The organism is Roseateles sp. FW301-B2 (genome assembly GCF_058788955.1).
Map to the genome: position 1 here is coordinate 44,413 of NZ_JBYTBE010000019.1, position 24,992 is coordinate 69,404.

The 24,992-nt window shown below is 67.5% G+C and carries 19 protein-coding genes; 11 read left to right on the plus strand and 8 right to left on the minus strand.

All coding sequences use genetic code 11. From position 1 onward, the window contains the following. Window positions 1-118: 118 nt before the first annotated feature. Window positions 119-1,057, plus strand: coding sequence for a phosphorothioated DNA-binding restriction endonuclease (locus AC3WQY_RS14310; protein ID WP_492709279.1), 939 nt, complete (start codon window positions 119-121; stop codon window positions 1,055-1,057). A gap of 20 nt (window positions 1,058-1,077) precedes the next feature. Here the strand turns inward: AC3WQY_RS14310 and AC3WQY_RS14315 are convergent, their stop codons facing one another. The 4 genes from AC3WQY_RS14315 to dnaA all read right to left on the minus strand — a co-directional run bounded on the left by AC3WQY_RS14315 (window position 1,078) and on the right by dnaA (window position 7,667). Next, window positions 1,078-2,235 carry a protein NO VEIN domain-containing protein gene (locus tag AC3WQY_RS14315; RefSeq protein WP_492709281.1) on the minus strand — a complete coding sequence of 386 codons (1,158 nt, stop codon included), beginning with the start codon at window positions 2,233-2,235 and terminating at the stop codon, window positions 1,078-1,080. 28 nt (window positions 2,236-2,263) lie between these two features. Further along, window positions 2,264-4,816, minus strand: a complete 2,553-nt coding sequence (gene gyrB, locus AC3WQY_RS14320) for a DNA topoisomerase (ATP-hydrolyzing) subunit B (protein WP_492709283.1) — start codon at window positions 4,814-4,816, stop codon at window positions 2,264-2,266. Between the two features lie 97 nt (window positions 4,817-4,913). Then, window positions 4,914-6,038: a DNA polymerase III subunit beta gene (dnaN, locus tag AC3WQY_RS14325; protein WP_492709285.1), complete on the minus strand. Its 1,125-nt coding sequence runs from the start codon at window positions 6,036-6,038 to the stop codon at window positions 4,914-4,916. A 129-nt stretch (window positions 6,039-6,167) separates the two neighbouring features. After that, window positions 6,168-7,667 carry a chromosomal replication initiator protein DnaA gene (gene dnaA / locus AC3WQY_RS14330; RefSeq protein ID WP_492709287.1) on the minus strand — a complete coding sequence of 500 codons (1,500 nt, stop codon included), beginning with the start codon at window positions 7,665-7,667 and terminating at the stop codon, window positions 6,168-6,170. Between the two features lie 447 nt (window positions 7,668-8,114). Between dnaA and rpmH the strand changes: the two genes are divergently transcribed. From rpmH to mnmE, 5 genes are all read left to right on the plus strand, one after another. Further along, complete coding sequence (gene rpmH / locus AC3WQY_RS14335; RefSeq protein WP_047486751.1) at window positions 8,115-8,249, plus strand: 50S ribosomal protein L34; 135 nt, start codon at window positions 8,115-8,117, stop codon at window positions 8,247-8,249. 18 nt (window positions 8,250-8,267) lie between these two features. Further along, window positions 8,268-8,774 carry a ribonuclease P protein component gene (locus AC3WQY_RS14340; protein ID WP_342399175.1) on the plus strand — a complete coding sequence of 169 codons (507 nt, stop codon included), beginning with the start codon at window positions 8,268-8,270 and terminating at the stop codon, window positions 8,772-8,774. A gap of 11 nt (window positions 8,775-8,785) precedes the next feature. After that, complete coding sequence (gene yidD / locus AC3WQY_RS14345) at window positions 8,786-9,100, plus strand: membrane protein insertion efficiency factor YidD (RefSeq protein WP_285234432.1); 315 nt, start codon at window positions 8,786-8,788, stop codon at window positions 9,098-9,100. Then, entirely contained in the window at window positions 9,097-10,806 is a 1,710-nt protein-coding gene (gene yidC / locus AC3WQY_RS14350) for a membrane protein insertase YidC (RefSeq protein ID WP_492709290.1), read from the plus strand. Before yidD ends, yidC begins: the two co-directional genes overlap by 4 nt. A 223-nt stretch (window positions 10,807-11,029) precedes the next feature. Beyond that, window positions 11,030-12,406: a tRNA uridine-5-carboxymethylaminomethyl(34) synthesis GTPase MnmE gene (gene mnmE, locus AC3WQY_RS14355; protein ID WP_492709292.1), complete on the plus strand. Its 1,377-nt coding sequence runs from the start codon at window positions 11,030-11,032 to the stop codon at window positions 12,404-12,406. A 3-nt stretch (window positions 12,407-12,409) separates the two neighbouring features. Here mnmE and AC3WQY_RS14360 read toward each other — a convergent pair whose 3' ends face one another. Genes AC3WQY_RS14360 through AC3WQY_RS14370 form a run of 3 tightly spaced genes read right to left on the minus strand, consistent with a single transcriptional unit; the run spans window position 12,410 to window position 15,220 of the window. Continuing rightward, window positions 12,410-13,639, minus strand: coding sequence for an NAD(P)/FAD-dependent oxidoreductase (locus AC3WQY_RS14360; protein WP_492709294.1), 1,230 nt, complete (start codon window positions 13,637-13,639; stop codon window positions 12,410-12,412). A 25-nt stretch (window positions 13,640-13,664) separates the two neighbouring features. Beyond that, on the minus strand, window positions 13,665-14,648 hold the full coding sequence (locus tag AC3WQY_RS14365; protein WP_285234429.1) for a FecR family protein: 984 nt from the start codon (window positions 14,646-14,648) through the stop codon (window positions 13,665-13,667). Further along, window positions 14,645-15,220 (minus strand): RNA polymerase sigma factor, encoded by a 576-nt coding sequence (locus AC3WQY_RS14370; protein ID WP_492709296.1) that lies wholly within the window; start codon window positions 15,218-15,220, stop codon window positions 14,645-14,647. Before AC3WQY_RS14370 ends, AC3WQY_RS14365 begins: the two co-directional genes overlap by 4 nt. Before the next feature lie 198 nt (window positions 15,221-15,418). Between AC3WQY_RS14370 and AC3WQY_RS14375 the strand changes: the two genes are divergently transcribed. The 5 genes from AC3WQY_RS14375 to dgcA are packed head-to-tail and all read left to right on the plus strand — an operon-like array spanning window position 15,419 to window position 23,490. Then, window positions 15,419-17,842 (plus strand): TonB-dependent receptor, encoded by a 2,424-nt coding sequence (locus AC3WQY_RS14375; RefSeq protein WP_492709351.1) that lies wholly within the window; start codon window positions 15,419-15,421, stop codon window positions 17,840-17,842. Between the two features lie 55 nt (window positions 17,843-17,897). Beyond that, entirely contained in the window at window positions 17,898-19,283 is a 1,386-nt protein-coding gene (locus AC3WQY_RS14380; protein ID WP_492709298.1) for an MFS transporter, read from the plus strand. Between the two features lie 29 nt (window positions 19,284-19,312). Further along, the gene (locus tag AC3WQY_RS14385) at window positions 19,313-20,986 is read left to right on the plus strand and encodes a serine hydrolase domain-containing protein (RefSeq protein ID WP_492709299.1); all 1,674 of its coding nucleotides are present in this window, start codon (window positions 19,313-19,315) and stop codon (window positions 20,984-20,986) included. A gap of 13 nt (window positions 20,987-20,999) precedes the next feature. Then, a complete protein-coding gene (locus AC3WQY_RS14390; RefSeq protein ID WP_492709301.1) occupies window positions 21,000-22,472 on the plus strand; it encodes a M81 family metallopeptidase in 1,473 nt (490 codons plus the stop codon). Window positions 22,473-22,503: 31 nt separating this feature from the next. After that, window positions 22,504-23,490 carry an N-acetyl-D-Glu racemase DgcA gene (dgcA, locus tag AC3WQY_RS14395; protein ID WP_492709303.1) on the plus strand — a complete coding sequence of 329 codons (987 nt, stop codon included), beginning with the start codon at window positions 22,504-22,506 and terminating at the stop codon, window positions 23,488-23,490. Here dgcA and pdxR read toward each other — a convergent pair. Further along, a complete protein-coding gene (gene pdxR, locus AC3WQY_RS14400) occupies window positions 23,479-24,966 on the minus strand; it encodes a MocR-like pyridoxine biosynthesis transcription factor PdxR (protein WP_492709305.1) in 1,488 nt (495 codons plus the stop codon). The genes dgcA and pdxR overlap by 12 nt on opposite strands. Between the last annotated feature and the right edge of the window lie 26 nt (window positions 24,967-24,992).

Genomic DNA, 24,992 nt, shown 5'->3' on the forward strand with positions numbered 1-24,992 from the left:
CCCGGTATTCGTGCGAGTGATTACCTAGTTGATGTTCGGTACCCTCTTTCTGGATGCTGCTGAGTACTCGGGCAGCGCAGAATTCAGCGGCTAGCAATTCGGTGACGTGACCAATGCCATGAAGACAGCTGACGATGTGTTGAGGCTTTTTGACAAAGTGCGTCGCGCGCAACGTGCGGGGCGATACGCTCCGCACAAACCCCTGCTGTTGTTACTGGCACTGGCTCGCCTTCAGAGAGGCGAGCCGCGTCTGGTGGAGTACCTTGACGTGGACCAGAAGCTTGGCGAGTTGCTTCGAAGCTTTGGTCCTAGCAGCTCATCGAGTTCAAGACACTATCCGTTTTGGCACCTGCATACCGATGCAGAAGGCGCGTTGTGGGATTTAGAAGCAGATAAAGCGATGCTTGCTCGGCCGCCAAGCGCTACGCCCAACCTCGGTGAGTTGAAGGAGAAGCACGTTCGGGGCGGATTTTCGATCGAGATTGATCAAGCACTTCGCTCGATGCCGGGTCTGATTCAGGCTGTTGCGTGCCGTGTATTGGCGTCGGCGTTCCCTGAAACCCTACACGAGGATATTGCTGCTTGTTTAGGCCTCGACCTTCGTGAGCCGCTAAGTGCCCAGGAGGGCTCGACGCAATACGACGTCGTAGTTCGTCGTCGAAGGAATCCTGCGTTTCGCGACAGTGTCTTGCTGGCTTACGAATATCGCTGTTGTGTTTGCGGATTTGACTTGAAGGTCTGCCATATGCCAGCGGGTCTTGAGGCCGCGCACATACAGTGGCATATGAACGACGGCCCCGACATCGAGGCAAACGGCTTGGCGCTGTGCGCGCTTCATCACAAGCTATTTGACCTGGGTGCGTTCACCATTGAGCCAGTAGCGCTCAAAGTGATTTACAGCCAGCATGCTATTGCTCCGCTGCAATCTCATGAAGGGGAGTTGCGCCATCATGGAGTGCAATTGAAAGTGCCTCAGTCCAAGCACCTGCGCCCCGCTCCTGAATTCTTGGACTGGAATCTCAAGAATGTTTTCAAGGGCCCTCCACGGGTTGCCTGATCGCAGGCACGCGCCGCTACTTACGTGAACTGTGCCCGGTAAGTACTTGGGTCGAGGCGGCAGTGCTTTTCGATCGCACCAGGCAACTCAAACAGTCTCGGCATTTTGCGGAAGTCGTAGAGCCGGTATAGCCTGAACTGATTCCCCTTCTCCCTGGCAAAAGCAGCCTCGTTGGCGGAAACAAAGAACGGGGTTGTCTGGCCGAACGAAGTTGTCTTGACCTCGACAAAGCGCTCCTTGCCATCTGGCTCGAAAGACAAAATATCGAAGCCGAGACCGTCCCCCCGCGTGGCGGACACGTGTTCTACCTTCTCAGATAGTTTTTCAAAGCCCAACTTGGCCAATCGCCACTTCTCGAATTTCAATGCAAACAGCTCGCCAGCATTTCCAAGCGAGCGGTTCATTGTTTCGCGCTCCAAGTAATCACGCCTTGTTGCGCGACGGGTATAAGCGGGTGAAGGTTCTTGGACTTGGTGGGGAGTGCGAGGTGGTGGCGGGCTTTTGAGCACCTCGTCGAAGTCAAACGCTTCAGCGTCTTGAACTAGCACTGGCCGCTGAACGGCCGCAATAGCTGCCTCGTCTAGAGCGGCAAATCGATGCAGTTGACGCTCCAATTCGTCGTACAGCGCCCCCTGGACATTGCTACGAGGCTGGTAGCCAGCAATATACGGGTACCCCAGTTCGATCATGATCGAACTGATATTGCAGTGTTTGAACTCGATGGCAGACTCAGATCGTCTATCTAGTTGTGTGATTAGCCGACGACGGCGCTCAGCTTTCTTGTATGGCTGTCCGTTCAGTTCAAGCGTCAGCATTGCGAGGTAATCTGCAACGATCAAGGCTAGCTCATGGGCTGCCCAAGGCTGGGAGTCCTGGCCTGTGCTTGCGCGACCGAAATGCACACGAAAGCCCAACGCCCTCAAACGCTCGGCAACGGTCGCGTCACCACCCGAGAAGTCGCCATGCGTCAGCGGCGCTAGCAGAGGGTCAAGGTAGCTAAACGCTGCACCAAAAATCGCTTTCGAGTCACACAGCGTGCCGGTGACTGGGTTTTCAACGAAGTACGAGCGGGCCTTTCCGTAACCGTACTTCGATAGAAATGCTTCCCTACCGATGCGGTCGAACTCATCCAACGCCGCTTGCACGGCGCTGCTGTTTAGCTTCGCGAGGTCAGCCACGCTCGCAAGCGCTAGGAAGGTAAATACCTCAAACGTCGATATTCGCCGCCCTCAGCGCATTCGTCTCGATGAAGTCGCGGCGCGGCTCCACTTCGTCGCCCATCAGCATGGTGAACACGCGGTCGGCTTCGATGGCGTCGTCAATCTGCACGCGCAGCAGGCGGCGCACGTTCGGGTCCATGGTGGTTTCCCAGAGCTGCTCGGGATTCATCTCGCCCAGACCCTTGTAGCGCTGGCGGCCCACTGAGTTCTCGGCTTGCTGCATCAGCCAGTCCATGGCGCCGCGGAAGTCGCTGACCTTGGATTCCTTGGCCTTCTCGCCCTCGCCCTTGCGGACCAGGGCGTTCTCGCCGATCAGGCCCTTGAAGGTGCTGCCGGCGCGGGCCAGCACTTCGTAGTCGGCGCCATGCACGAAGTCGGCATTGATGATGCTAGAGCGGGTGTTGCCGTGGTGCTTGCGGCTGATGCGCAGGAACAGCTTGTCGGTGCGGGCGTCGTACTCGCTGGTGACTTGTGCCTCGTGCAGCGCGCCTTGCATGGCGGCAGCGGCGGCCTCGGCGGCTTCCTTGCTGTCGAGGTTGATGGCCAGGCCGCTGGCCAGCACGCGCAGGGCTTCGAAGTCCATCCAGTTGGACAGGCGGGTGATGACGTTCTCGGCCAGCACGTAGTTGCGCGCCAGCGCTTCCAGGGCCTCGCCGCTCAGCACGGCATCGCCGATGCCGGTGTGCAGATGCGCGTCTTGCAGCGCCACCTTGAGCAGGAAGCCGTCCAGCTCGTGCGCGTCCTTCAGGTATTGCTCGTGCTTGCCGACCTTGACCTTGTAGAGCGGCGGCTGGGCGATGTAGATGTGGCCGCGCTCCACCAGCTCGGGCATCTGGCGGTAGAAGAAGGTCAGCAGCAGGGTGCGGATGTGGGCGCCGTCCACGTCCGCGTCGGTCATGATGATGATGCGGTGGTAGCGCAGCTTGTCGGGGTTGAAATCGTCGCCGCCGGCGCCGCGGCCGATGCCGGTGCCGAGGGCCGTGATGAGCGTGAGGATTTCATTCGAGGTGAGCAGCTTTTCGTAGCGCGCCTTCTCGACGTTCAGGATCTTGCCGCGCAGCGGCAGGATGGCCTGGAACTTCCGGTCGCGGCCCTGCTTGGCGGAGCCGCCGGCGGAGTCGCCCTCCACGATGTAGATCTCGCACAGGGCGGGGTCTTTTTCCTGGCAGTCGGCCAGCTTGCCGGGCAGGCCCAGGCCGTCCAGCACGCCCTTGCGGCGCGTCATCTCGCGCGCCTTGCGCGCGGCCTCGCGGGCGCGCGCGGCGTCGAGGATCTTGCCGCAGATGATCTTGGCGTCGGTGGGGTTCTCCAGCAGCCAGTCGGTCAGCTTGTTGGCGACGATGTCTTCCACCGGGCCGCGCACTTCACTGGAGACCAGCTTGTCCTTGGTCTGGCTGGAGAACTTGGGCTCGGGCACCTTCACCGAGACCACGCAGGCCAGGCCTTCGCGCATGTCGTCACCCGCCACCTCGACCTTGGCCTTCTTGGCCAGGTCGTTGTCGGTGATGTACTTGTTCAGCACCCGGGTCATGGCGGCGCGCAGGCCGGTGAGGTGGGTGCCGCCGTCGCGCTGCGGGATGTTGTTGGTGAAGCAGAGCACGTTCTCGTTGAAGCCGTCGTTCCACTGCATGGAGACTTCAACGCCGATGTTGGTGCCCTGGTCCGAGGTCTTGTCGCCCTGGGCGTGGAAGATGTTCGGATGCAGGGTGTTCTTGCCCTTGTTGATGAACTCCACAAAGCCGCGCACGCCGCCCGCGTAGGCGAAGTTGTCTTCCTTGTTGTTGCGCTCGTCGACCAGGCGGATCTTCACGCCGTTGTTCAGGAACGAGAGCTCGCGCAGGCGCTTGGCCAGGATGTCGTAGTGGAAGTCGTTGTTCTGCTGGAAGATCTCGGTGTCCGGCAGGAAGTGCACCTCGGTGCCGCGCTTGTCGGTGTCGCCGATCACGCGCATCGGGCTGGTTTCGAAGCCGTCCACCACCTCGATCAGGCGGTCTTGCGGGATGCCTTGCTTGAACTCGATCTGGTGCACCTTGCCGTCGCGGCGCACCGTCAGGCGCAGCCACTTGGAGAGGCCGTTCACGCAGCTCACGCCCACGCCGTGCAGGCCGCCCGAGACCTTGTAGGAGTTCTGGTTGAACTTGCCGCCGGCATGCAGCTCGGTCAGCGCGATTTCGGCGGCCGAGCGCTTGGGCTCGTGCTTGTCGTCCATCTTCACGCCGGTGGGGATGCCGCGGCCGTTGTCGATCACGCTGATCGAGTTGTCGGTGTGGATGGTGACGATGATGTCGTCGCAATGGCCGGCCAGCGATTCGTCGATGGAGTTGTCCACCACTTCGAACACCAGGTGGTGCAGGCCGGTGCCGTCGGAGGTGTCGCCGATATACATGCCGGGGCGCTTGCGCACCGCTTCCAGGCCTTCGAGGATCTGGATCGAGTCCGCGCCGTAGACCGCGCCCGAGGATGCTTCCGCCGTGACGGCAGCCTGCTGCTTCTCGGTCAGGCCATCGGGGTTTTGTTCGTTGCTGGGCACATCACTCATCGGGGACTCTCTCTCACTCGCGGGCCCATGCATGCGGCCCTTTAAAAGCACTGAAGCGGGCCGGGGCCCGCTGTTCATGAATCGGTTTGAACCGGCGTCAAATCCTCATCGGCATGACGACGTACTTGAAGCCGGTCTGCTCGGGGATGGTGATCAGCGCGCTGGAGGCGCTGTCGTTCAGATCGATGCTGACCATGTCCTGGCTCATGTTCTGCAGCGCATCCATCAGGTAGGTGACGTTGAAGCCGGTCTCGATGAGGTCGCCGTTGTAGTCGATCTCGATCTCTTCCTTGGCCTCTTCCTGCTCGGCATTGCTGGAGGCAATCGAGAGCAGGCCGGGCTCGAAGGAGAGGCGCACGGCCTTGAACTTCTCGCTGGTCAGGATGGCGGCGCGCTGCAGGCTGGAGAGCAGGGTCTGGCGGCCCAGCGTGACGTTGAACTTGTGGTTCTTGGGGATCACGCGGTTGTAGTCGGGGAACTTGCCCTCCACCAGCTTGGTGACGAACTCCATGCCGCTGAACGAGAACTTGGCCTGGTTGCCGGCGAAGCGCATCTCGATCGGCTGGTCGTCCGAGCCATCCTTGCCGCCGTCCTTCAAGAGGCGCATCAGTTCCAGCACGGTCTTGCGCGGCAGGATCACTTCCTGCTTGGGGATGTCGGTTTCCAGCGTGGCCTGGGCCAGCGCCAGGCGGTGGCCGTCGGTGGCCACCAGGGTCAGGTTCTTGCCCTCGGCCACGAACAGGATGCCGTTCAGGTAGTAGCGGATGTCGTGCACCGCCATCGAGAAGTGCACCTGGTTGATCAGATGCTTGAGGGTCTTCTGCGGCACGGCGAAGGCGGGGCCGAAGTCGGCCGCTTCCTGCACCAGCGGGAAGTCGTCGGCCGGCAGGGTCTGCAGGGTGAAGCGGCTCTTGCCGCCCTGCAGCGTCATCTTGCTGCCGTTGGCGGTGAGGCTCACCGTCTGGTCGGCCGGCATCGAGCGCAGGATGTCGATCAGCTTGCGCGCACCCACCGTGGTGGAGAAGTTGCCGGCGTCGCCGTCGAACTCGACCGTGGTGCGCACCTGGATTTCCAGATCGCTGGTGGTGAGCTCGACCTGCGAGCCCTGCTTGCGTATCAGCACGTTCGCCAGGATGGGCAGGGTGTGGCGGCGTTCCACGATGCCGGACACGGCCTGCAGGGCGCCCAGTACCTTGTCCTGGGTGGCTTTCAACACAATCATGTTTTCTACCTCTCTCCGCTTGTTCTGAGGGGGTTGCCGCCGCTCGCCGGGGTGAACGCGCGCGCGTGAGCAGCGCGCATTGTCGCCCAGGAATGAGGTCTTACCCGGGGGTGTAAACCAGGGGTCGGATCAACCTTTGAGCGTCTGCTCCAGCACGTGCAGCTGCTGGTTCAGCTCGGTGTTCTTCTGGCGCTCGCCACCGATCTTGCGCACCGCGTGCAGCACGGTGGTGTGGTCGCGGCCGCCGAAGAGTTCGCCGATCTCGGGCAGGCTCTTCTGCGTCAGCTCCTTGGCCAGGTACATGGCAATCTGGCGCGGCCGCGCGATGCTGGCCGGGCGCTTCTTGCTGTACATGTCGGCGACCTTGATCTTGTAGAAGTCCGCCACCGTCTTCTGGATGTTCTCCACCGAGATCTGGCGGTTCTGGATCGAGAGCAGATCCTTCAGCGCCTCGCGCGCCAGCTGGATGTTGATTTCCTTGTGCGAGAAGCGGCTGTAGGCCAGCACCTTGCGCAGCGCGCCTTCGAGCTCGCGCACATTGGCGCGCACGTTCTTGGCGATGAAGAAGGCCACGTCCTCGGGCATCGGCGCCTGTTCGGCCTCGGCCTTCTTGATCAGGATGGCCACGCGCATTTCCAGCTCGGGCGGCTCGATCGCCACCGTCAGGCCGGCGTCGAAGCGGCTGGTGAGGCGCTCGTCAATGTCCACCAGACCCTTCGGATAGGTGTCCGAGGTCATGATGATGTGGGCGCGCTTGGCCAGCAGGGCCTCGAAGGCGTTGAAGAACTCCTCCTGCGTGCGGTCCTTGCCGGCGAAGAACTGCACATCGTCGATCAGCAGCAGGTCCAGCGAGTGGTACTTGGCCTTGAGCTCGTCGAAGGTCTTGCGCTGGTAGTTCTTCACCACGTCGGAGATGAACTGCTCGGCGTGCAGATAGAGCACGCGGGCGTCGGGCTTGTCCTTCAAGAGGGCATTGCCCACGGCATGGATCAAATGGGTCTTGCCCAGGCCCACGCCGCCATAGATGAACAGCGGGTTGTACATCTGGCCGGGGGCGCCGGCCACATGCAGGGCGGCGGTGCGGGCCATCTGGTTGGCGCGGCCGGGCACCAGGGTGTCGAAGGTGAGCGCCGGGTTGATGCGGTGGCGCGTGCTGCTGGGCGCCGGGCCCTGCGCATTGGCGCCGCCCGGGATGATGATGGCGGGCCCTTGCGGCGATTGCATGCCCACCACGCTGGCCTGCTCGACGCTGGCCGTATGGGAAGGGCTGTTGACCGGCACCGGCCGCAGGCCGTTGTGCAGCACCTGGCCCACCGACACCGCCTGGTTGGCGGGCGGCGCCATACGGGCCAGCGCCTCGCGCGGCGCCAGTGCCAGTTCCAGGCGCGTGGGGCGGCCGGCCAGCTCGCTGAGGATGGATTCGATGCGGCCCGCGTACTGGTTGCGGATCCAGTCGAGCTTGAAACGGTTGGGCACGCGCAGGGAAACGACCAGCCCTTGCGCGCCCGAATCGGCCACCTCGGCCGGGGGCAGGGGGCGGATCCAGGTATTGAATTGTTGCTCGGGCAACTCGGCGGCCAGGCGTTCACAGCCTTGCTGCCACAGTGCCGTCAGGCCATCTGCGCTCATTGTGGAAAACTTGTTCTTGAGCGGCCGGATTGTACGTATTCGAGGCCGCCGAAGTAGAGGTTATCCACAGAAATTTCCGCGGGGTCAAGCCCCGGTAATCCCCAGGGCCTGCTGCGGCAAAGTTGACCGGGCGGGCATTCTTTGGTGTAATCGCGGGCTTTCCCGGACGCCGGACGTATTTGCATGGGCGCGTGACTTTTGAGTAACAGAAGTCAAACCCCTTGCGGTAGGTCCACCGCGCCGATCGCCCAAGCGTGCAAGAGCTCGCCTGGGTGGGCGGCGCACGCGACAAGCGGCGCACCGGCGCGGCGCACATCAAGGATGTGCCTCATCAGCAAGCATGCCAACGCGCATGTTGCGGGCGGGGCCACTGGGATGCAAACCGCATCCGATTGATTTGCCCACGGCTATATAGCGTCAACCGACGCGCCCACTGAGGTTCCCATCATGAAACGCACTTACCAAGCCTCCAAGACCCGCCGCGCCCGTACCCACGGCTTCCTCGTCCGCATGAAGACCCGCGGCGGCCGCGCTGTCATCAACGCTCGCCGCGCCAAGGGCCGCAAGCGCCTGGCCGTCTAAGGTTCAAGCAGCCGCATCGTGATCGGCCGCATCCTGCGATCGGCCGACTTTGAGCGCGTGCTCGGTTCCTCGAGCCGCGCGCGCAGCAGCCATTTCGCTGTGCATCACCTTGCGGCCGTGCCGAGCCTGCCTGGCAAGCGCTTATCCACAGCTGCAAGCCAGTTATCAACAGGCGATGCACCGATGATCCACATGCTTGTGGATGACGCGCCCCCCACGGCCCCGCCGGCCCCTGTTCAGGGCCGCTGGCTGGGCATGGTGGTGCCCAAGCGCCATGCGCGACGCTCCGTCACGCGCACCCTGCTGAAACGCCAGATCCGCGTCGCCTTTGCCGAGGGCGAGGCGGCGCAGCTCTTGCCGCCCGGCTTGTGGGTGGTGCGCCTGCGCATGCCCTTCGACCGCAAGCAGTATCCCAGCGCCTCATCCGACGCGCTGCGCGCCGCTGCGCGCGCCGAATTGCAGGGCCTGGTGGCCAAGCTGGTGCGTGCGCCGCGGCCCGCCAAGCCTGAGCCGGCCCAGCCCTGAGCCCGAACATCATGCGGAAGACGCCGACATTCGCGCAGCGCTTCATGATGGGACTGGTGCGCGGCTATCAGCTGTTGTTCAGCCACTGGATACAGGCCGGCTGCCGCTACCAGCCCAGCTGTTCCGCCTATGCCATGCAGGCCCTGGCTCGGCATGGCGCATGTGCCGGCAGCTATCTGGCGGCCGCCCGCATCCTGCGCTGCAACCCATTCTGTCTGGGCGGGCATGATCCGGTGCCTGACAATGCGCCCGGTCTGTTTACCCGGCTGGGCTGCGTGCAGCCCGCCCGCCCCTCTCCTTCCTCCAATCCTGAAGCTTCCCCATGACTGATATACGCCGCACCGTGCTGTGGGTGGTATTCACCATGTCACTCGTCCTGCTCTGGGACGGCTGGCAAAAGTACAACGGGCATCCTTCAATGTTCAGCCCCGCCGCGCCCAAGCCGGTGGCTGCCGCCGGTTCGGCCGCCGTGCCGGCGCCGGCCGGTGCTGCCCTGCCCGCCGCTGCTGCTGCTACCGGCACCGTCGCCCCCCAGGCCGGCGCCGCCACGCAGGGCGAGCAGATCACCATCAGCACCGATGTGGTCAAGGTGACGCTGGACACGCTGGGTGCCGACGTCACGCGCGTGGAGCTGCTCAAGTACCTGAGCTTCCCCGAGCACCGCTGGTACGAGCCGCTGGCCGAGCTGGTGGGCATGCGCCCGAAGCAGAGCGTCGAGGGCACGCCCATCGTGCTGCTGGACGCCGCCCATGGCTACCGCGCCCAGTCGGGCCTGGTGGGCAGCAAGGGTGAGCAACTGCCCACGCACAACACGCTGATGCGCCTGGTGTCCGGCGAGCGCGCGCTGAAGGATGGCGCCAACGAGCTGGTGCTGCGCTTCGAATCGCCCGAGGTGGGCGGCGTGAAGCTGGCCAAGACCTATACCTTCAAGCGCGGCGACTACGTCGTCGGCGTCAAGCATGAGGTCGTCAACGTCGGCGCCGCAGCGCTGACGCCGCAGCTCTATGTGCAGCTGCAGCGCGACGGCCAGCCCGCACCGGGCGGCTCGGGCTTCTACTCCACCTTCACCGGCCCGGCCGTCTATACCGAGAAGAGCAAGTTCCACAAGATCGAGTTCAAGGATCTCGACAAGGACAAGTTCGAGATCGAGAAGACCGCCAACGACGGCTGGGTGGGCATGGTCCAGCATTACTTCGCGAGTGCCTGGCTGCGCAATGCCGAAGGCGCGCGCGAGTTCTATGCCCGCAAGCTCGGCAACGGCCTCTACTCGGTGGGTATGGTGTTCACCCTGCCGACCCTGGCGCCCGAGGCCAAGGCCAGCACCGAAGAGCAGCTCTTCGTCGGCCCGCAGGAAGAGAAGAAGCTCGCCGCCCTGGCCCCCGGCCTGGAGCTGGTGAAGGACTATGGCTGGTTCACCGTGCTGTCCAAGCCGCTGTTCTGGCTGCTGGACCAGTTGCACAAGGTGTTGGGCAACTGGGGCTGGTCCATCATCGCCCTGGTGGTGCTGCTGAAGATCGGCTTCTACTGGCTGAACGCCAGCGCCTACCGCAGCATGGCCAAGATGAAGGCCGTGAATCCCAAGATCACGGAAATGCGCGAGCGCCTGAAGGACAAGCCGCAGGAGATGCAGCAGGAGATGATGCGCATCTACCGCGAGGAGAAGGTCAATCCGATCGGCAGCTGCCTGCCCATCTTCCTGCAGATGCCCTTCTTCATCGCGCTCTACTGGGTGCTGCTGTCCAGCGTGGAAATGCGCGGCGCGCCCTGGCTGGGCTGGATCGGCGACCTGGCCGTGCCGGATCCCTTCTTCATCCTGCCGGTGCTGATGACGCTCTCCAGCCTGTTCCAGGTCTGGCTGAACCCGACGCCGCCGGACCCCACCCAGGCCAAGATGATGTGGATCATGCCGCTGGCCTTCAGCTTCATGTTCTTCGCCTTCCCGGCTGGCCTGGTGCTGTACTGGCTGGTGAACAACATCCTGTCGATCGCCCAGCAATGGGCCATCAACAAGCAGCTGGGTGTGACGAATTAAGCATCACCCACCTGTTTGAAGGCACGAGCCCCCGCATCCGGGGGCTTTTTTTTGACCCGGCTCAAGCCTTTAATGCAACTCATGCGGGGCAGAGACTTTCAGACGGGATCTCCACAACCGGGCTGAGAATCCAGGCGAGAGCCCAGCGTTCACGCGAGCGCTGTGCCGGCCTCCCCCGCGCCATACACCGTTGGCGGTGGCAGCATCGGCGAGAATCCACGCGATGCTGTCCCGTCACCAAGACCCCATCGCCGCCATCGCCACCGCCCCCGGACGGGGTGCCGTCGGCATCGTGCGCGTCTCGTCGGCGCAAGACCTGACCCCGCTGGTGAACGCCATCTGCGGCCGCGCGCTGAAAGCCCGCGAAGCCAGCTACCTGCCCTTCAGGGCCGCCAACGGCGACGCCATCGACCAGGGCCTGGCCCTGCTGTTCCCAGCCCCGCATTCCTATACCGGCGAGCATGTGCTGGAGCTGCAGGCCCATGGCGGGCCGGTGGTGCTGCAGCTGCTGCTGGCGCGCTGCCTGGAGGTGGGCGCCGAGATGCGCCTGCGCCTGGCCGAGCCCGGCGAATTCACCCAGCGCGCCTTTCTGAACGGCAAGCTCGACCTGGCCCAGGCCGAGGCGGTGAGCGATCTGATCGACGCCAGCACCGAGGCCGCCGCGCGCAGCGCCAGCCGCGCGCTGGCCGGCGCCCTCTCCAGCGAAGTGGGCGAACTGCGCGACGCGCTGATCAAGCTGCGCATGCTGGTGGAAGCGACGCTGGACTTCCCCGAGGAAGAGATCGATTTCCTGCAGCAGGCCGATGCCCTGGGCCAGCTGGAGCGCCTGCACGCGCGCCTGGCCGCGGTGCTGGACCGTACCCAGCAGGGCGCGCTGCTGCGCGAGGGCATCAAGGTGGTGCTGGCCGGCCAGCCCAATGTGGGCAAGAGCTCGCTGCTGAACGCCCTGGCCGGCGCCGAACTGGCCATCGTCACCCCGATCCCGGGCACCACGCGCGACAAGGTCAGCCAGACCATCCAGATCGAAGGCGTGCCCCTGCACGTCAGCGACACCGCCGGCCTGCGCGAAACCGAAGACGAGGTCGAGCGCATCGGCGTGGCGCGCAGCTGGGATGCGATCGCCGACGCCGACGTCGTGCTCTTCCTGCACGACCTCAGCCGCATCGGCCAGCCCGACTACGAGGCCGAGGACAAGCTCATCACCGAGCGCCTGACGGGCGTGGACCCGAGCCGCATCCTGCAGGTCTTCAACAAGGCCGACGTCCTGCACGGGCAAGACCTGGCCCCCGATGCATTGACCCTCTCCGCCAAGACCGGCGCCGGCCTGGCCGAGCTGCGTCAGCGCCTGCTGCAGCAGGTGGGCTGGCATGCCACGCCCGAGGGCCTGTTCATCGCGCGCGAACGCCATGTCCAGGCGCTCAAGCGCACGCGCGAGCATCTGCAGCTGGCGAAGGAGGTGGCCACCCAGCAGCCGCCGGCGCTGGATCTGCTGGCCGAGGAGCTGCGCCTCTCGCACGACGCGCTGGGCGAGATCACCGGCGCCTTCACGGCCGACGATCTGCTGGGCGAGATCTTCAGCCGCTTTTGTATTGGGAAGTAGACCTCAGGCCCCAAACCGCGCCGGCAAGAAGCCCTGCGCGTCCACAAAAGGCGTATCGCCCTGCATCAGATCGGCCAGCAGCCTGGCGCTGGCGGGCCCCAGGGTGAAGCCCTGGTGGCCGTGGCCGAAGTTGAACCACAGGCCGGGGTGGCGCGTGGCCGGGCCGATGACGGGCTTCATGTCGGCGCAGCAGGGGCGGTTGCCCAGCCAGGGCGCCTGCTCCACCGCCTGGCCGAGATCCAGCAATTGCCGCGCCTCGGCTTCAGCGCCCTGCACCTGTGAGGGCGAGGGTGCCGCATCGATGCGCGCGATCTCGGCACCGGTGGTGAGGCGCAGGCTAGCACCTTGCGGGGCCAGCACATAGCCGCGCTCGGCGTCCAGGGTGGGCATGGCCAGGCTGGCGCCGCCCGTGTAATGCCGGTGGTAGCCACGCTTGACGAACAGCGGCAGGCGATAGCCCAGGCGACGTATGCAGGCGTCGGCCCAGGGGCCAAGCGCCACGACGACCTGGGGCGCGTCCACCCGGCCTTCCTGGGTCGTGAGCTGCCAGCTGGCGCCCTGCTGGCGCAGACTGCCGGCATCACCATGCAGCAGGCGCCCGCCGAGCTGCTGGAACAAGCGTGCATAGCGCTCGACCAGCGCGCCGGGGTCGCTCACGCTCCAGGACTCCAGCCAGTGCAGGGCGCCCGCCAGCGGTATCTGAAAGGCGGGCTCGGCGCGGGCCAGCGCCGCGCCATCCAGCGTGGCAAAGGCAATGCCGTACTCGGCCGCCAAGCGTTCGGCCTGGTGCAGGGCTTGCTCCAGCCGTTCCGGCTGCCGATACACCAGGCGCAAGCCCTGGCGCTGCACCAGGCCCTCGGCACCGGCGAGCGCCAGGTAGCGCTGATGCTCGCTGGTCGCGTGCGCGATCAGGCTGGCGTATTGGCGGCCGGTGGCGCGATGCCGGCGCGGCGCCGAATGCCACCAGTAGCGCAACAGCTGGGGTGCGGCGGCCCACAGGCCGCCGAGCTGGTAGCGCACATCGAGCCGGCGCCCCAGGGCCGCGCTGATCAGCGTGGGCCAGTCGCGCGGAAAGGCGTAGGGCTCGACCGCCTCGCGCTGGATCACGCCGGCGTTGCCATAGGAGGTTTCGCGGCCCGGCGCACGCCGGTCCACCAGGGTGACGCGCTGCCCGCGCAGGGCCAGCTCCAGCGCGGTGCAGGTGCCCACCATGCCGGCGCCCAGCACCAGCACCTCCCGCCCCCCAGCCGGCGAAGTTTCAGGAAGCCGAAGCGCTGCTGACACGGATTTCCTCCTCACTCACCTGCACCTGCAGCCCAAAGCCCGCGTGCAGCAGGCGCGCGAAGGCTTCGGCATTGTTGGCGTCAAACACCCCGCCGATGCCTATCCTGGCGGCGGCCGCATCGGTGATGACGAGCTGCTTGCGGTTGTAACGGTTGAACTGGCTGGCCGCCTCGGCCAGGCTGACCTGGTCGAACACCAGCTTGCCCTGCAGCCAGCTCAGCGCGGCGTTCACCTGCTGGCTGGTCTGCCGGCTGACCAGCACATTGCTGGCCTCGGCCACCGCGGTGTCGTCGCGCACCAGCACGGCGGGGCGGCTCTGTTCGGCCTGCACCTGCACGCGTCCCTCCAGCACCGCCACGCGCAGGCGTTCGCCCTCGCGCAGCAGCGAGAACTTGGTGCCCAGCACGGTGACGGTCTGGCGGCCGGCATGGACCACGAAGGGGCGGCTGGCATCGTGGGCAATATCGAAGAAGGCCTCGCCCTGCTCCAGCCAGACTTCGCGCTGCTTGGCGGTCACGGCGGTGCGCAGCTTGGTGGCGGTATTGAGCGTCAGGCGCGAACCGTCGGCCAGCGCAACGGCCTCGCGCTGGCCGCGTGCGGTGGCGTAGCTCTGCGCGTCGTTGCCGCGCAGCGGCGCCACGACCTGCACCGCCAGCACGAGGGCGAGCAGGCCCAGCCCGGCGAGCGCCCCGCCGATGGCGCGCCGCTGCTGCTGCCACCAGGGCCTTGGGCTGGGCCTGCTGCTGACCGGGCTCGGCGCGGCTTGCAGCGCGCGCAGCCGGTCGGCGCGCCGCCAGGCCTGGTCCAGGCGCAGCCAGGCCACGCGGTGTGCGGTGGCGGCGTTGAGCCAGGCCTCCAGCGCGGCCTGGCGCTCGGCCGGCCAGGCGCTGCCGGCGCGGTCGCGCTCGGCAATCCAGCCGGCCGCGCGCGCTTCGATCGATGTCAGTTCGCTGCTCATTGTGTGGTCCGTCCCCTGCGCTGCAAGGCCTGCGCCGCGGCCCAGGCGGCGCCGCCCAGGCCGGTGGCCTGCAAGGCCAGGGCCAGGGCGCGCACGCCCTTGGACACCTGCTTTTCTACCGTGTCTTCGCTGATCCCCATGCGCGCCGCCACCTCGCGTTGCGACAGGCCCTCGACCTTGCGCAGCTCCACCACCTCGCGGCAGCGCGCCGGCAGCAGTTCCAATGCGCGCTGCAGCAGGCGCAGCTCGCTGCGCGCCGCCAGATGACGCTCGGGGCTGATTTCGTCGATGGTGGGTGCGAGCGCGTCCATGTCGGCAAAGGTTTCGATGTCGACGATCTGGGCGCGGCGTGCGCGGTCGATCAGCAGGTTGCGTGCGGTCGAGAGCACAAAGGCCTGCGCCGAGTCGGGCTGGCCCTGGGCGCAGCCGTCGAAGACGCGCGCATACACCTCCTGGCGCAGGTCGGCGATCTCGTCGGCATCGCGCCAGTTGCGGCGCAGATAGCGTTCGAGCACGCCCTCCAGCGGCAGCACCTGGTCGACGAACCAGGCGCTCAGCTCATCTTGTGTCAACGGAACTCCTTGCTGCCTTCACTATCAAGACGAAGCAGCCGCGCCAATCCGGTATGCCTCGGCAAAAGAATTATTTCGTCTCGGTGTATACCCGCGCCGCCTAGCGGATTGTGCGGCCGGCTTCGTCTTGGTTGAGCAGAGGGCACTCACGCCATACTGACGAGGACGCATATGAATCCGATGACTCGCTTGAATCTCATGGCCCGCCTGGCCCTGAGCTGCGCGCTGCTGCTCGGCGCCGCCGTGCAGGCGCAGCCGCGCCAATTCGATATCGCCGCCGGCGAGCTGAAGGCGGCCCTCGATGCCTATGCGGCGCAATCGGGCACGCAACTGATCTACAAGATCGAGGATGTGCGGGGCCGCAGCAGCAAGGGCCTCAAGCGCAGCGCCTCGGCCGAGGACGCGCTGCAGCAGCTGCTCGAGGGCACGCCGCTGTCGGTGCGGCGCGATGTCTCGGGCGCGGTGGTGATCTTTGTCGAGCCTCCGCCCAATCCCGAGAAGCGCGTGCAGGACGAGGTGAGCACACTGGGCACCGTGGTGGTCAGCGCGAGCCGGCGCCGCGAGCCGGTGCGCGAGGTGCCGATGCAGGTGAATGTGATCGGCGGCGAACAGCTCGATCGCAACGGTGCCAAGAGCCTGAGCGACTATCTCGCCAACGAGGCCGGCATCGACGTCAAGAGCACCGGCGGGGCGGGCGTGGGCGCGGTGAGCATCCGTGGCGTCAGCACCGGCGCGCAGACCATCGCCACCGTGGGCATCTATGTCGACGATGTCGCCTTCGGTACCAGCGGCCCCTACGCGAATGGCGGGCAAATGGCGCTGGACATGAGCTCGCTGGACCTGCACCACATCGAGGTCCTGCGCGGCCCGCAGGGCACGCTGTACGGCGCCGGTGCGATGGGCGGCCTGCTCAAGTACGTGACCAACGAGCCCGACACCTACGAGCTTTCCGGCAAGCTCAGCCTGGGCGCATCGACGACCCGCGGTGGTGCTGCCAGCCATGCGCTTGGTGCGGTCGTCAATGTGCCGCTGAAGGAGGATGTGGCGGGCCTGCGCATCTCCGCCTTTGACGACCGGGTGGGCGGCAGCACCGACACCGTGGGGCCGGCCGGCCGCGCCAACAGCGATGGCGGCAACACCCATGGCGCGCGCGTCTCGCTGCTGGTGGCGCCCGGCAACCGCCTGAAACTGCGCCTGACCGGCACGACCCAGCAGATCCGCCGTGACGGCACCGATTTTGTCGACTATGAGGTCAGCGGCCGCCCCGTCGAGGGCGAACGCCTGCGCCGCCTGCGCGCCGCCGAGCCCTACCAGGTCAAGATCGACCTGCTCGCGGCCGATCTCGAATACGACTTCGGCTGGGCGCGCTTCAACGCCATCGGCTCGAAGCAGAGAATCCGCTCCGAGCTGAATCTCGACCTCAGCGCCGGCTATCTGCCGCTGCTGCAGAGTCTGGGTCTGAGCCTGGGCAGCACGCCGGTGAGCAATGCGCTGGCGCTGGACAAGAGCACGCAGGAACTGCGCCTGACCTCCAAGGCCGACAAGCAGCTCGAATGGCTGGCCGGCCTCTACATTGACCACGAGCGCAGTGACAACCAGCAGGCCGTCACCAGCAGCCTGCCCGATGGCACGCCCGGCCCGCTGCTGGCGACGGCCGCGCTGCCGGCCGAGTACCGCGAGCTCGCGCTCTACGGCGACCTGACCTGGAAGTTCGAGCATGGCCTGGCGCTCACCGGCGGGCTGCGCGTGGCGCGCAACAAGCAGCACTATGTGCAGCACTCCGACGGGCTGCTGCTGGGCGGTGCCCAGTCCATCGACGCCAACTCCAGCGACACCAGCCGCACCTGGCTGCTGACGGCCCGCTATGCGCTGGATGCGCGCAGCGACCTCTATGCGCGCGCCGCCACCGGTTACCGCCCCGGTGGCCCGAACGCGGTGCTGCGCAGCTCCACCACCGGCGAACCGCTGGCGCCGCCCACCTTCCAGCCCGACACGCTCACCAGCGTCGAGGCCGGCTACAAGGCCGATCTGCTGGACAAGCGCATGTCGCTCGAGGCGGCCTTGTTCGACATCCGCTGGAAGGACTTGCAGCAGTTCATGCCCGTCAACGGCGTGTCGGTGATCGTGAATGCCGGTGCCGCCCATGTGCGCGGTGCCGAGCTGGCCGCCAGCTGGCGGCCCGATGCGCACTGGACCCTGGCCGGCAACGTCGCCCTCATCGATGCCAAGCTCAGCGAGGATGCACCGGGCCTCGGCGCCGCGGCCGGCGCACGCCTGCCCAGCAGCGCCCGCTTTGCGGCCACGCTCAGCGCCGGCTACGCCTTTGCCCTGGCCGGCTATCCCAGCTATGTGGGGCTGACGCAGCGCTACGTGGGCCAGCGCAATGCCGGCTTCGAAGGCAGCGCCGCCATGCCGCTGTACCGCCTGCCCGCCTATGCGATGACCGACCTGCAGGCCGGCATCGATTTCAAGCGCGCCAGCCTAGCCCTGTTCGTGCGCAACCTGTTCGACAAGCCTGCCCAGCTCGGGTCCATCAGCGCGGTGCAGGCGCTGGGCGGCCCCGCCTGGGTCTCGCTGGCGCGGCCGCGCACGCTGGGCGCCACGCTGACCCTGCCGTTCTAAGGCCGCGCGCCGGCGCGCTGCCGGCCGCTGCCTCCTCCTCATCGGGTTCGACCTCATGCATAACTCATTCATTGAGCGCCCAGTGCTGGCGCCCGGCCGGCACGCGCGCGCTGGCCGCTGGCGCGGCGCTGCGATCGGCGCCTATGGCCTGCTGGTGCTGATCATCGCCACCGTGTTCGGTGCGCTGGATCGCCAGATCCTGGTGCTGCTGGCCGAGCCGATGCGGCAGTCGCTGCAGCTCACCGACACCAAGCTGGGCCTGCTGCAGGGCGCCGGCATCACCTTGTTCGCGGGCGTGGCGGCGGTGCCGGTGGGCTGGCTGGCCGACCGCTATGGCCGGCGCAGCGTGCTGGCCGCCTGCGTGCTGGTATGGGCCGCGGCCACGGCGGCCTGCGGCATGGCCACCGACTTTCCCGCGCTGTTCCTGGCCGCGGCCGGCCTGGGTATCGGCGAGGCCGGCCTCTCGCCCATCGTCTTCGGCCTGATCCCCGAGATCGTGTCGCCGCGCCGTCGCGTGCTGGCGAACGGCATTTACGCGCTGGCGGCGATCTTCGGTGCGGGCCTGGGCATCGCGCTGAGCGGGGCCATGGTGCAGAGCCTCGACGCGCTGCGCCCGCTGCTGCCCACCGCCCTGCAGGGGCTGGAGTCCTGGCGCCTGGCCTTTCTGGTGGTGGCGCTGCCGGGGCCGCTGGTGGCGCTGGCGGTGCTGCTGATACGCCTGCATCCGCAACGCGTTGACAGCCACACGGCCGCCGCCGCCAACGCGCGCCCGGCGGCGCTGCGCGACTATGCGCGCGCCCATCTGCGCTGCATGGCGGGCGTGTTCGGTGGCTCGGGTCTGGCCGGCCTGGGCCTGGCGGCCAGCGGCAACTGGCTGCCCATCATTGCCACGCGTAGCTTCGGCGCCCCCGCCGGCGCGGTGGGCCAGGGCATGGGCCTGGCCTATCTGCTCGGCACCGCGGCCGGCGCCACGCTGGGTGCGCTGGGCGTGCGGCTGCTGGGCCGGCGCCTGGGCCTGGCGCTGCCGCTGCGCGTCATCGCGGTCGGCTCGGCCGTCGCGACGCTGGCGGCCGCCCTCATGCCGCTGGCGCAGAGCGTCAGCATGCTCTATCTGCTGTTCGGCGTGCAGGTGACGGCGCTGATCGCCGGCAGCGTGCTCATGCCGACCCTGCTGCAGGACATGACCCCGGCGGCGCTGCGCTCGCGCCTGATCGCCATCGGCAGCGTGGTGACGGTGCTGCTGAGTGCACTGAGCCCGGTGCTGGTGGGCGCCCTGTCCGACCTGCTGAGCGCCAGTCCGCAAGGCCTGCTGATGGCGGTGGCCGGCGTCGGCGCGCTTGCCTTCGCGCTCGCCGCGCTGCTGATGAAGGGCGCCGAGCAGGCCTTCGTCCACACCGTCCAAACCATCCATCCCGATCTGGTCCGGCCGGACCCGATCTGAACCACCACCACCCAATCTGGAGATATCCCATGAGCGAATCCAAAGCCGCAGCGAACACCAACGCGAAGACCGGTGTCGCGGCCCTCGACGGCCTGTTCGAGCCCTTCAACCGCAGCGATGCACCGGGCCTGATCGTCGGCGTGGCCCGGCATGGCCGCACGCTCTACCGGCGTGGCTTCGGCCTGGCCAGCGTCGAGCTGGGCGTGGCCAACACGGCCTGGACGCGCATGCGCATCGGATCCACCAGCAAGCATTTCACCTGCCTGGCCGTGCTCCTGCTGGCCGAGGATGGCAAGCTCGATGTCGACGCGGGTGTGCGCCGCTACATCCCCGAGCTGCCGGTGCTGGCGGGCGAGCCGACCCTGCGCCAGCTGATGAGCCACACCGGCGGCTACCGCTGCTACCTCGATGTGGGCTTTCTGTCCGAGGGCATGGCGATCAAGCCCAAGGGCGTGGCGCTGGCCACGCAGGTGCGCCAGACCGCGGTCAACTTCGCGCCGGGCGAGAAGATGATGTACTGCAACGGTGGCTACCACCTGCTCTCGCTGGTGATCGAGCGCATCAGCGGCATGCCCTTCGAGCAGTTCCTGCAGGAGCGCATCTTCACGCCGCTGGCGATGCAGGACACCACCTCGGTGCCGAGCGACTTTGAGATCCATCGCGGCATGGCCACCCTGCATGTGCCGCTGCCGCCCGAGCAGGGCGGCGGTTGGCGGCGCGGCATCTTCCCCACCGAGGAGGTGCGCGGCGAGGGCGCGATGGTCTCCACCATCGACGACATGCTGGCCTGGCTGGCGCATATGCGCGCCCCGGCCAAGACGGTGGGCAGCGCGGCCAGCTGGCAGCAGATGGTGACGCCCGCCCGGCTCAACAACGGCCTGGTGAATCCCTATGCGCTGGGCCTGATGGTGCACGCCTACCGTGGCATCGACGTCATCCACCATGCCGGTGGCGTGATCGGCGGCAGCTGCCAGATGATCACCGTGCCGAGCCAGGCGCTGGACATCATCATCATGACGAATGGCGCCCCGGCCAACCCGGTCGAGCTGGCGCACCAGATCATCGATGCCCTGCTGGACCCCGCGCTGCTGGGGCCGCTCGATGCCAAGCCCGCCAGCGAGAGCTTCAAGCCCATGCTGGGCACGTGCTATCACGCCAGCGCTTCGGGCCTGGTGTTCGGCTTCGCCGAGGCGGCCGACGCGCGCCTGGGCCTGTGCTTCCTGAACATGCCGCCGGTGGCGCTGAAGCAGCGCGGTGACGCGCTGCGGCTGGGCTTCGAGGACATGGCGATGGGGCCGCTGAGCCTGCCGCTGGCCGCGCTGGCCGGCACCGGCGAGGCGCCGGCGATGCTGGAGCTCAGCGAGGGCGGGCAGGCCGAGCGCTTCGAGCGCCTGCCGGCCACGCCGCCGGCGCTGGCCGAGGTGGCCCCGGCGCTGCTGGGCCGCTACCGCGCGCCCGATCTGGACGCCGAGGCGGTGGTGCGCTTCGAGGGCGAGAAGTTGCTGCTCGAGGTGTTCGGCGCCTTCGGCAGCCACGCGCTGGAGCTGGAGGCGTTCGCGGCGGCGGTGTTCGGCTGGCGCGTCAGCGGCTCGCCCCTGTGCGGCGTGCTCAGCGCCGAGCCGGGCACCGACGGCCGCATCGCGGCCTTCCGCATCAACACCACGCGTACCCGCCAGATGCGCTTCGAGCGCCTGGCCGACTGAAGGGAGCCCTCCGATGAAATTCTTTGTTGCCCAGCTCGCCACCGAGACCAACACCTTTGCCGCCGCCCCCACCGGCTGGGGTGGCTTCGAGGAATATGGCATCTACCGCGGCGACGCCAGCGCCAAGGCGCCCGCCGGCAGCGGCGCCTTCATGCGCTTCATGCGCGACATGCTGGAGGCCGATGGCCACCAGATGGTCGAGAGCCTGTGTGCCTTCGCCCAGCCCCTGGGGCCCACCGTGCGCGCCGTCTACGAGGACCTGCGCGAGCAGATCCTGGCCGATCTGCGCGCCGCGCTGCCGGTGGATGCGGTGCAGCTGGTGCTGCATGGCGCCATGGTGGCGCAGGGCTATGACGATTGCGAGGGCGACCTGATGGCCAGGGTGCGCGAGATCATCGGCCCCGACGTGCCCTTCGGTGTCGAGCTCGATCTGCACTGCCATTTCACCGAGCTGATGCGCTGCTCGGCGGACGTGATCATCGCCTTCAAGGAGTACCCGCATGTCGACGGCGAGGCGCGCGCGCGCGAGCTCTACGACATCCTCGCGCGCACGGCGCGGGGCGAGGTGCGGCCCACCACCGCCGTGTTCGACTGCAAGATGGTGGGGCTGTGGCACACCACGCGCGAGCCCATGATGGGCTTCGTCAAGCGCATGCAGGCGCTGGAAGGGCGCGACGGCGTGCTCTCGATCTCGCTGGGCCATGGCTTCCCATGGGGCGATGTGCCCGAGTCCGGCGCCAAGCTGTGGGTGGTGACCGACCACGACCCGGCCCGCGCCCAGGCCCTGGCCGAGCAGCTGGGCCGCGAGTTCTGGGAGCTGCGCGCGCTCACCGGCGACAACGCCGTGCCGCTCGACCAGGCACTGGACCAGGCGCTGCAGGTGCAGGGCGGGCCGGTGGTGATCGCCGACGTGGCCGACAACCCCGGCGGCGGCGCCCCGGGCGACAGCAGCTTCGTGCTGCGGCGCCTGCTCGAGCGCGGCATCGGCCATGCCGTCATTGGTGCCTTCTGGGATCTGGGCGCGATCCAGATCTGCCGCGATGCCGGTGTGGGCGCGGTGATCGCGCTGCGCGTGGGTGGCAAATGCGGGCCCAGCTCGGGCGACCCGGTCGATCTGCAGGTCACCGTGCGCGGCATCGCGGAGCAGCATTCGCAAGGCCTGCCGGGCGTGAGCGGGCGCATCCCGATGGGCCTGAGCGTGTGGGTGGAGGCGGCCAACGACGTGCATCTGCTGCTGGCCTCGGTGCGCGGCCAGCTGATGGGCACCGATGCCTTCACCGGCCTGGGCCTGAGCCTGGCCGACAAGAAGCTCGTCATCGTCAAGTCCACCCAGCATTTCCACGCCGACTTTGCACCCATCGCCAAGGCGGTGTTCTACGCCGCCACGCCGGGCGCCGTCACGCCCAGCTTCGCCAGCATCCCGTTCAAGGCGCGCGATCTCAACTACTGGCCGCGCGTGGCCAATCCGCACGCGCTGGCGGCCTGAGCCATGCCCACCCTATCAGCTAGAGACCGTCATGACGCTTGAACTTGAACTCACGATCGAATGCCTGGCGCTGGCCGAGCCCTTCGAGATCGCCCGAGGTGTGATCACCGAGATCCCGGTGCTCGTCGCGGCCCTGCGCGATGCCCAGGGCCGCTGCGGCCGCGGCGAGGCGGCTGGGGTGTCCTATGACGGCGAAACCGCAAGCGGCATGGCCGCGCAGCTGGAAGCCTTGCGCGCGCGCCTGCATGCCGATCTCGGCCCCTCCGAGCTGACGCAGTGGCTGCCCGCCGGCGGCGCGCGCAATGCGATCGACTGCGCGCTCTGGGATCTGCGCGCCAAGCAGTCCGGCGCGCGCGCCTGGGAGCTGGCCGGGCAGAGCCTGGTGGAGCCGGTGTCGACTGCCTACACCATCGGCCTGGGCAGCGAGGCCCAGGTGCGCCGCATGGCGCGCGCCGCCCGCCATATGCCGCTGCTGAAGGTCAAGGCCGACGCCGAGCGGCATCTGGAGATGCTGCGCCTGTGCAAGGAAGAGCACCCCACCGCGCGCCTGGTGATCGATGCCAACCAGGCCTGGGACCGCAGCCTGCTGGAGAAGCTGCTGCCGGGGCTGCGCAGCTATGGCGTGGAGCTGATCGAACAACCGGTGCCGCGCGGCACGGATGCGCAACTGGTGGGGCTGAGCTCACCGATCCCGCTGGCGGCCGACGAGAGCTGCACCGACCGCGGCTCGCTGCGTGCGCTGCAAGGCCTCTACCAGTACATCAACATCAAGCTCGACAAGAGTGGCGGCCTGAGTGAGGCGCTGGCGCTGGCCAAGGCGGCGCGGCAGCTGGGCTTCGGCCTGATGGTGGGCAATATGGGCGGCAGCTCGCTGGCGATGGCGCCGGCCTTCATCGTGGCCCAGCATTGCCGCTTCGTGGACCTGGACGGCCCGCTGCTGCTGGCCGCCGACCGGCAGCCGGCGATCGCCTATGCGGCCTCACGCCTGCATGCGCCCGACGCGGCGCTATGGGGCTAGCGGGGTGGGCGGGCGCCGCAGCACCTCCGCCAGCGTGCGGAATGCCGGCGCGATGCGGGCCTCGGGCACGCAGGCGTAGCCCAGCAAGAGGCCGCGGCGTGCGCTGGCCGGGTTGCTGTAGTAGCTGCTGAGCGCGCGCACCGCGATGCCGGCCTTCGCGGCGCTGGCCTCGATGGCGCGGTCGTCCGTGCCCTCGGGCAGTTGCAGCACCAGGTGCAGGCCGGCGTTGTCGCCCAGCACCGGCAGGGCGTCGCCAAAATTGGACTGCACCGCCGCCAGCAGGCATTCGCGCCGCTTGCCGTAGAGCGTGCGCATGCGCCGCACATGGTTGCCCAGATGGCCGTCGCGGATGAAGTCGGCCAGCGTGGCCTGCTGCTGCAGCTGGCCCTCGCGGTAGAGCTCGGCCGAGGCCTTGGCAAAGGGCGCGGCCAGGGCCTTGGGCACCACCAGATAGCCCAGGCGCAGGCCCGGGAACAGGGTCTTGCTGAAGCTGCCCACGTAGAGCACGCGGTCGCCGCCGTCCAGACCCTGCAGGCTGGCGATGGGGCGCGTGCCGAAGCGGAATTCGCTGTCGTAATCGTCCTCCACGATCCAGCTGCCATGCTGGCGGCAATGCTCCAGCAGCTGCTGGCGGCGCGCCAGGCTCATCACCATGCCCAGCGGGTATTGGTGCGAGGGCGTGGCCAGCACCAGGCGCGGTGCCGCACCCTTGAACCGGCCCGGCCAGCTCAGGCCCTCGGCGTCCACGGGCTGTGCCAGCGCCCGCAGGCTCAGCGATTGCAGCGTGCTGCGCAGGCCCCAGTAGCAGGGCTCTTCCAGCCAGACCGTGTCGCCCGGGTCGGTGAGCAGGCGCGCCACCAGGTCCACCGCCTGGTGGCTGCCGCTGGTGATGATGATCTGTTCGGCCGTGCATTGCACCGAGCGCGCCACGCGCAGGTGCTCGGCCAGGGCCTCGCGCAGCTCGGGCAGGCCGCCGCCGGGCGCGTAACTGAGGCGTTCGGGCTTGGCCTCGTGCCAGCGCCGGTTGTGCAGGCGCAGCCAGGTGCGCACCGGGAATTCGGTGACGTCGGGCACGCCGGGCATGAAGGCACCCCATTGGCGCGCCGACACCCCGGCCTGGGCCAGCAGGGCGCTGCCGCGCCTGGAGAGCGTGGGCGCGGCCGGCGCCACGGCCTTGTGCGCGCCGGCGCGGCCCAGGCCCAGCGGCGGCTCGCGCTCCACCTCGGCCACATAGGTGCCGCTGCCGGCGCGGGTGAGCAGGCAGCCCTGGGCCAGCAGGTTGTCGTAGGCGTCGATGACGGTGTTGCGCGCCACGCCCAGCTGCTGGGCCAGCCAGCGCGTGGAGGGCAGCTTGCTGCCCGCGGCCAGCTGGCCCTGCAGCACCGCCCGCAGCAGCAGGTCGTGCAGCTGGCGGTTCATGGCGCCCTCGCCATGCAGATGCTGCAGCAGCCAGTCGGCCAGATTGGTGTCCTTCATATGCCCAGGGCCTCGGAAAGTGGCTC

Bases quoted from the DNA above. Each gene is read 5' to 3' on its own strand.
- gyrB (WP_492709283.1), bottom strand. From the start codon at position 4,816: ATGAGTGATGTGCCCAGCAACGAACAAAACCCCGATGGCCTGACCGAG.
- rpmH (WP_047486751.1), top strand. From the start codon at position 8,115: ATGAAACGCACTTACCAAGCCTCCAAGACCCGCCGCGCCCGTACCCAC.
- yidC (WP_492709290.1), top strand. From the start codon at position 9,097: ATGACTGATATACGCCGCACCGTGCTGTGGGTGGTATTCACCATGTCA.
- dgcA (WP_492709303.1), top strand. From the start codon at position 22,504: ATGACGCTTGAACTTGAACTCACGATCGAATGCCTGGCGCTGGCCGAG.
- dnaA (WP_492709287.1), bottom strand. From the start codon at position 7,667: ATGAGCGCAGATGGCCTGACGGCACTGTGGCAGCAAGGCTGTGAACGC.
- AC3WQY_RS14380 (WP_492709298.1), top strand. From the start codon at position 17,898: ATGCATAACTCATTCATTGAGCGCCCAGTGCTGGCGCCCGGCCGGCAC.
- AC3WQY_RS14365 (WP_285234429.1), bottom strand. From the start codon at position 14,648: ATGAGCAGCGAACTGACATCGATCGAAGCGCGCGCGGCCGGCTGGATT.
- AC3WQY_RS14390 (WP_492709301.1), top strand. From the start codon at position 21,000: ATGAAATTCTTTGTTGCCCAGCTCGCCACCGAGACCAACACCTTTGCC.
- AC3WQY_RS14310 (WP_492709279.1), top strand. From the start codon at position 119: ATGAAGACAGCTGACGATGTGTTGAGGCTTTTTGACAAAGTGCGTCGC.
- mnmE (WP_492709292.1), top strand. From the start codon at position 11,030: ATGCTGTCCCGTCACCAAGACCCCATCGCCGCCATCGCCACCGCCCCC.
- AC3WQY_RS14375 (WP_492709351.1), top strand. From the start codon at position 15,419: ATGGCCCGCCTGGCCCTGAGCTGCGCGCTGCTGCTCGGCGCCGCCGTG.
- dnaN (WP_492709285.1), bottom strand. From the start codon at position 6,038: ATGATTGTGTTGAAAGCCACCCAGGACAAGGTACTGGGCGCCCTGCAG.
- pdxR (WP_492709305.1), bottom strand. From the start codon at position 24,966: ATGAAGGACACCAATCTGGCCGACTGGCTGCTGCAGCATCTGCATGGC.
- AC3WQY_RS14385 (WP_492709299.1), top strand. From the start codon at position 19,313: ATGAGCGAATCCAAAGCCGCAGCGAACACCAACGCGAAGACCGGTGTC.
- yidD (WP_285234432.1), top strand. From the start codon at position 8,786: ATGCGGAAGACGCCGACATTCGCGCAGCGCTTCATGATGGGACTGGTG.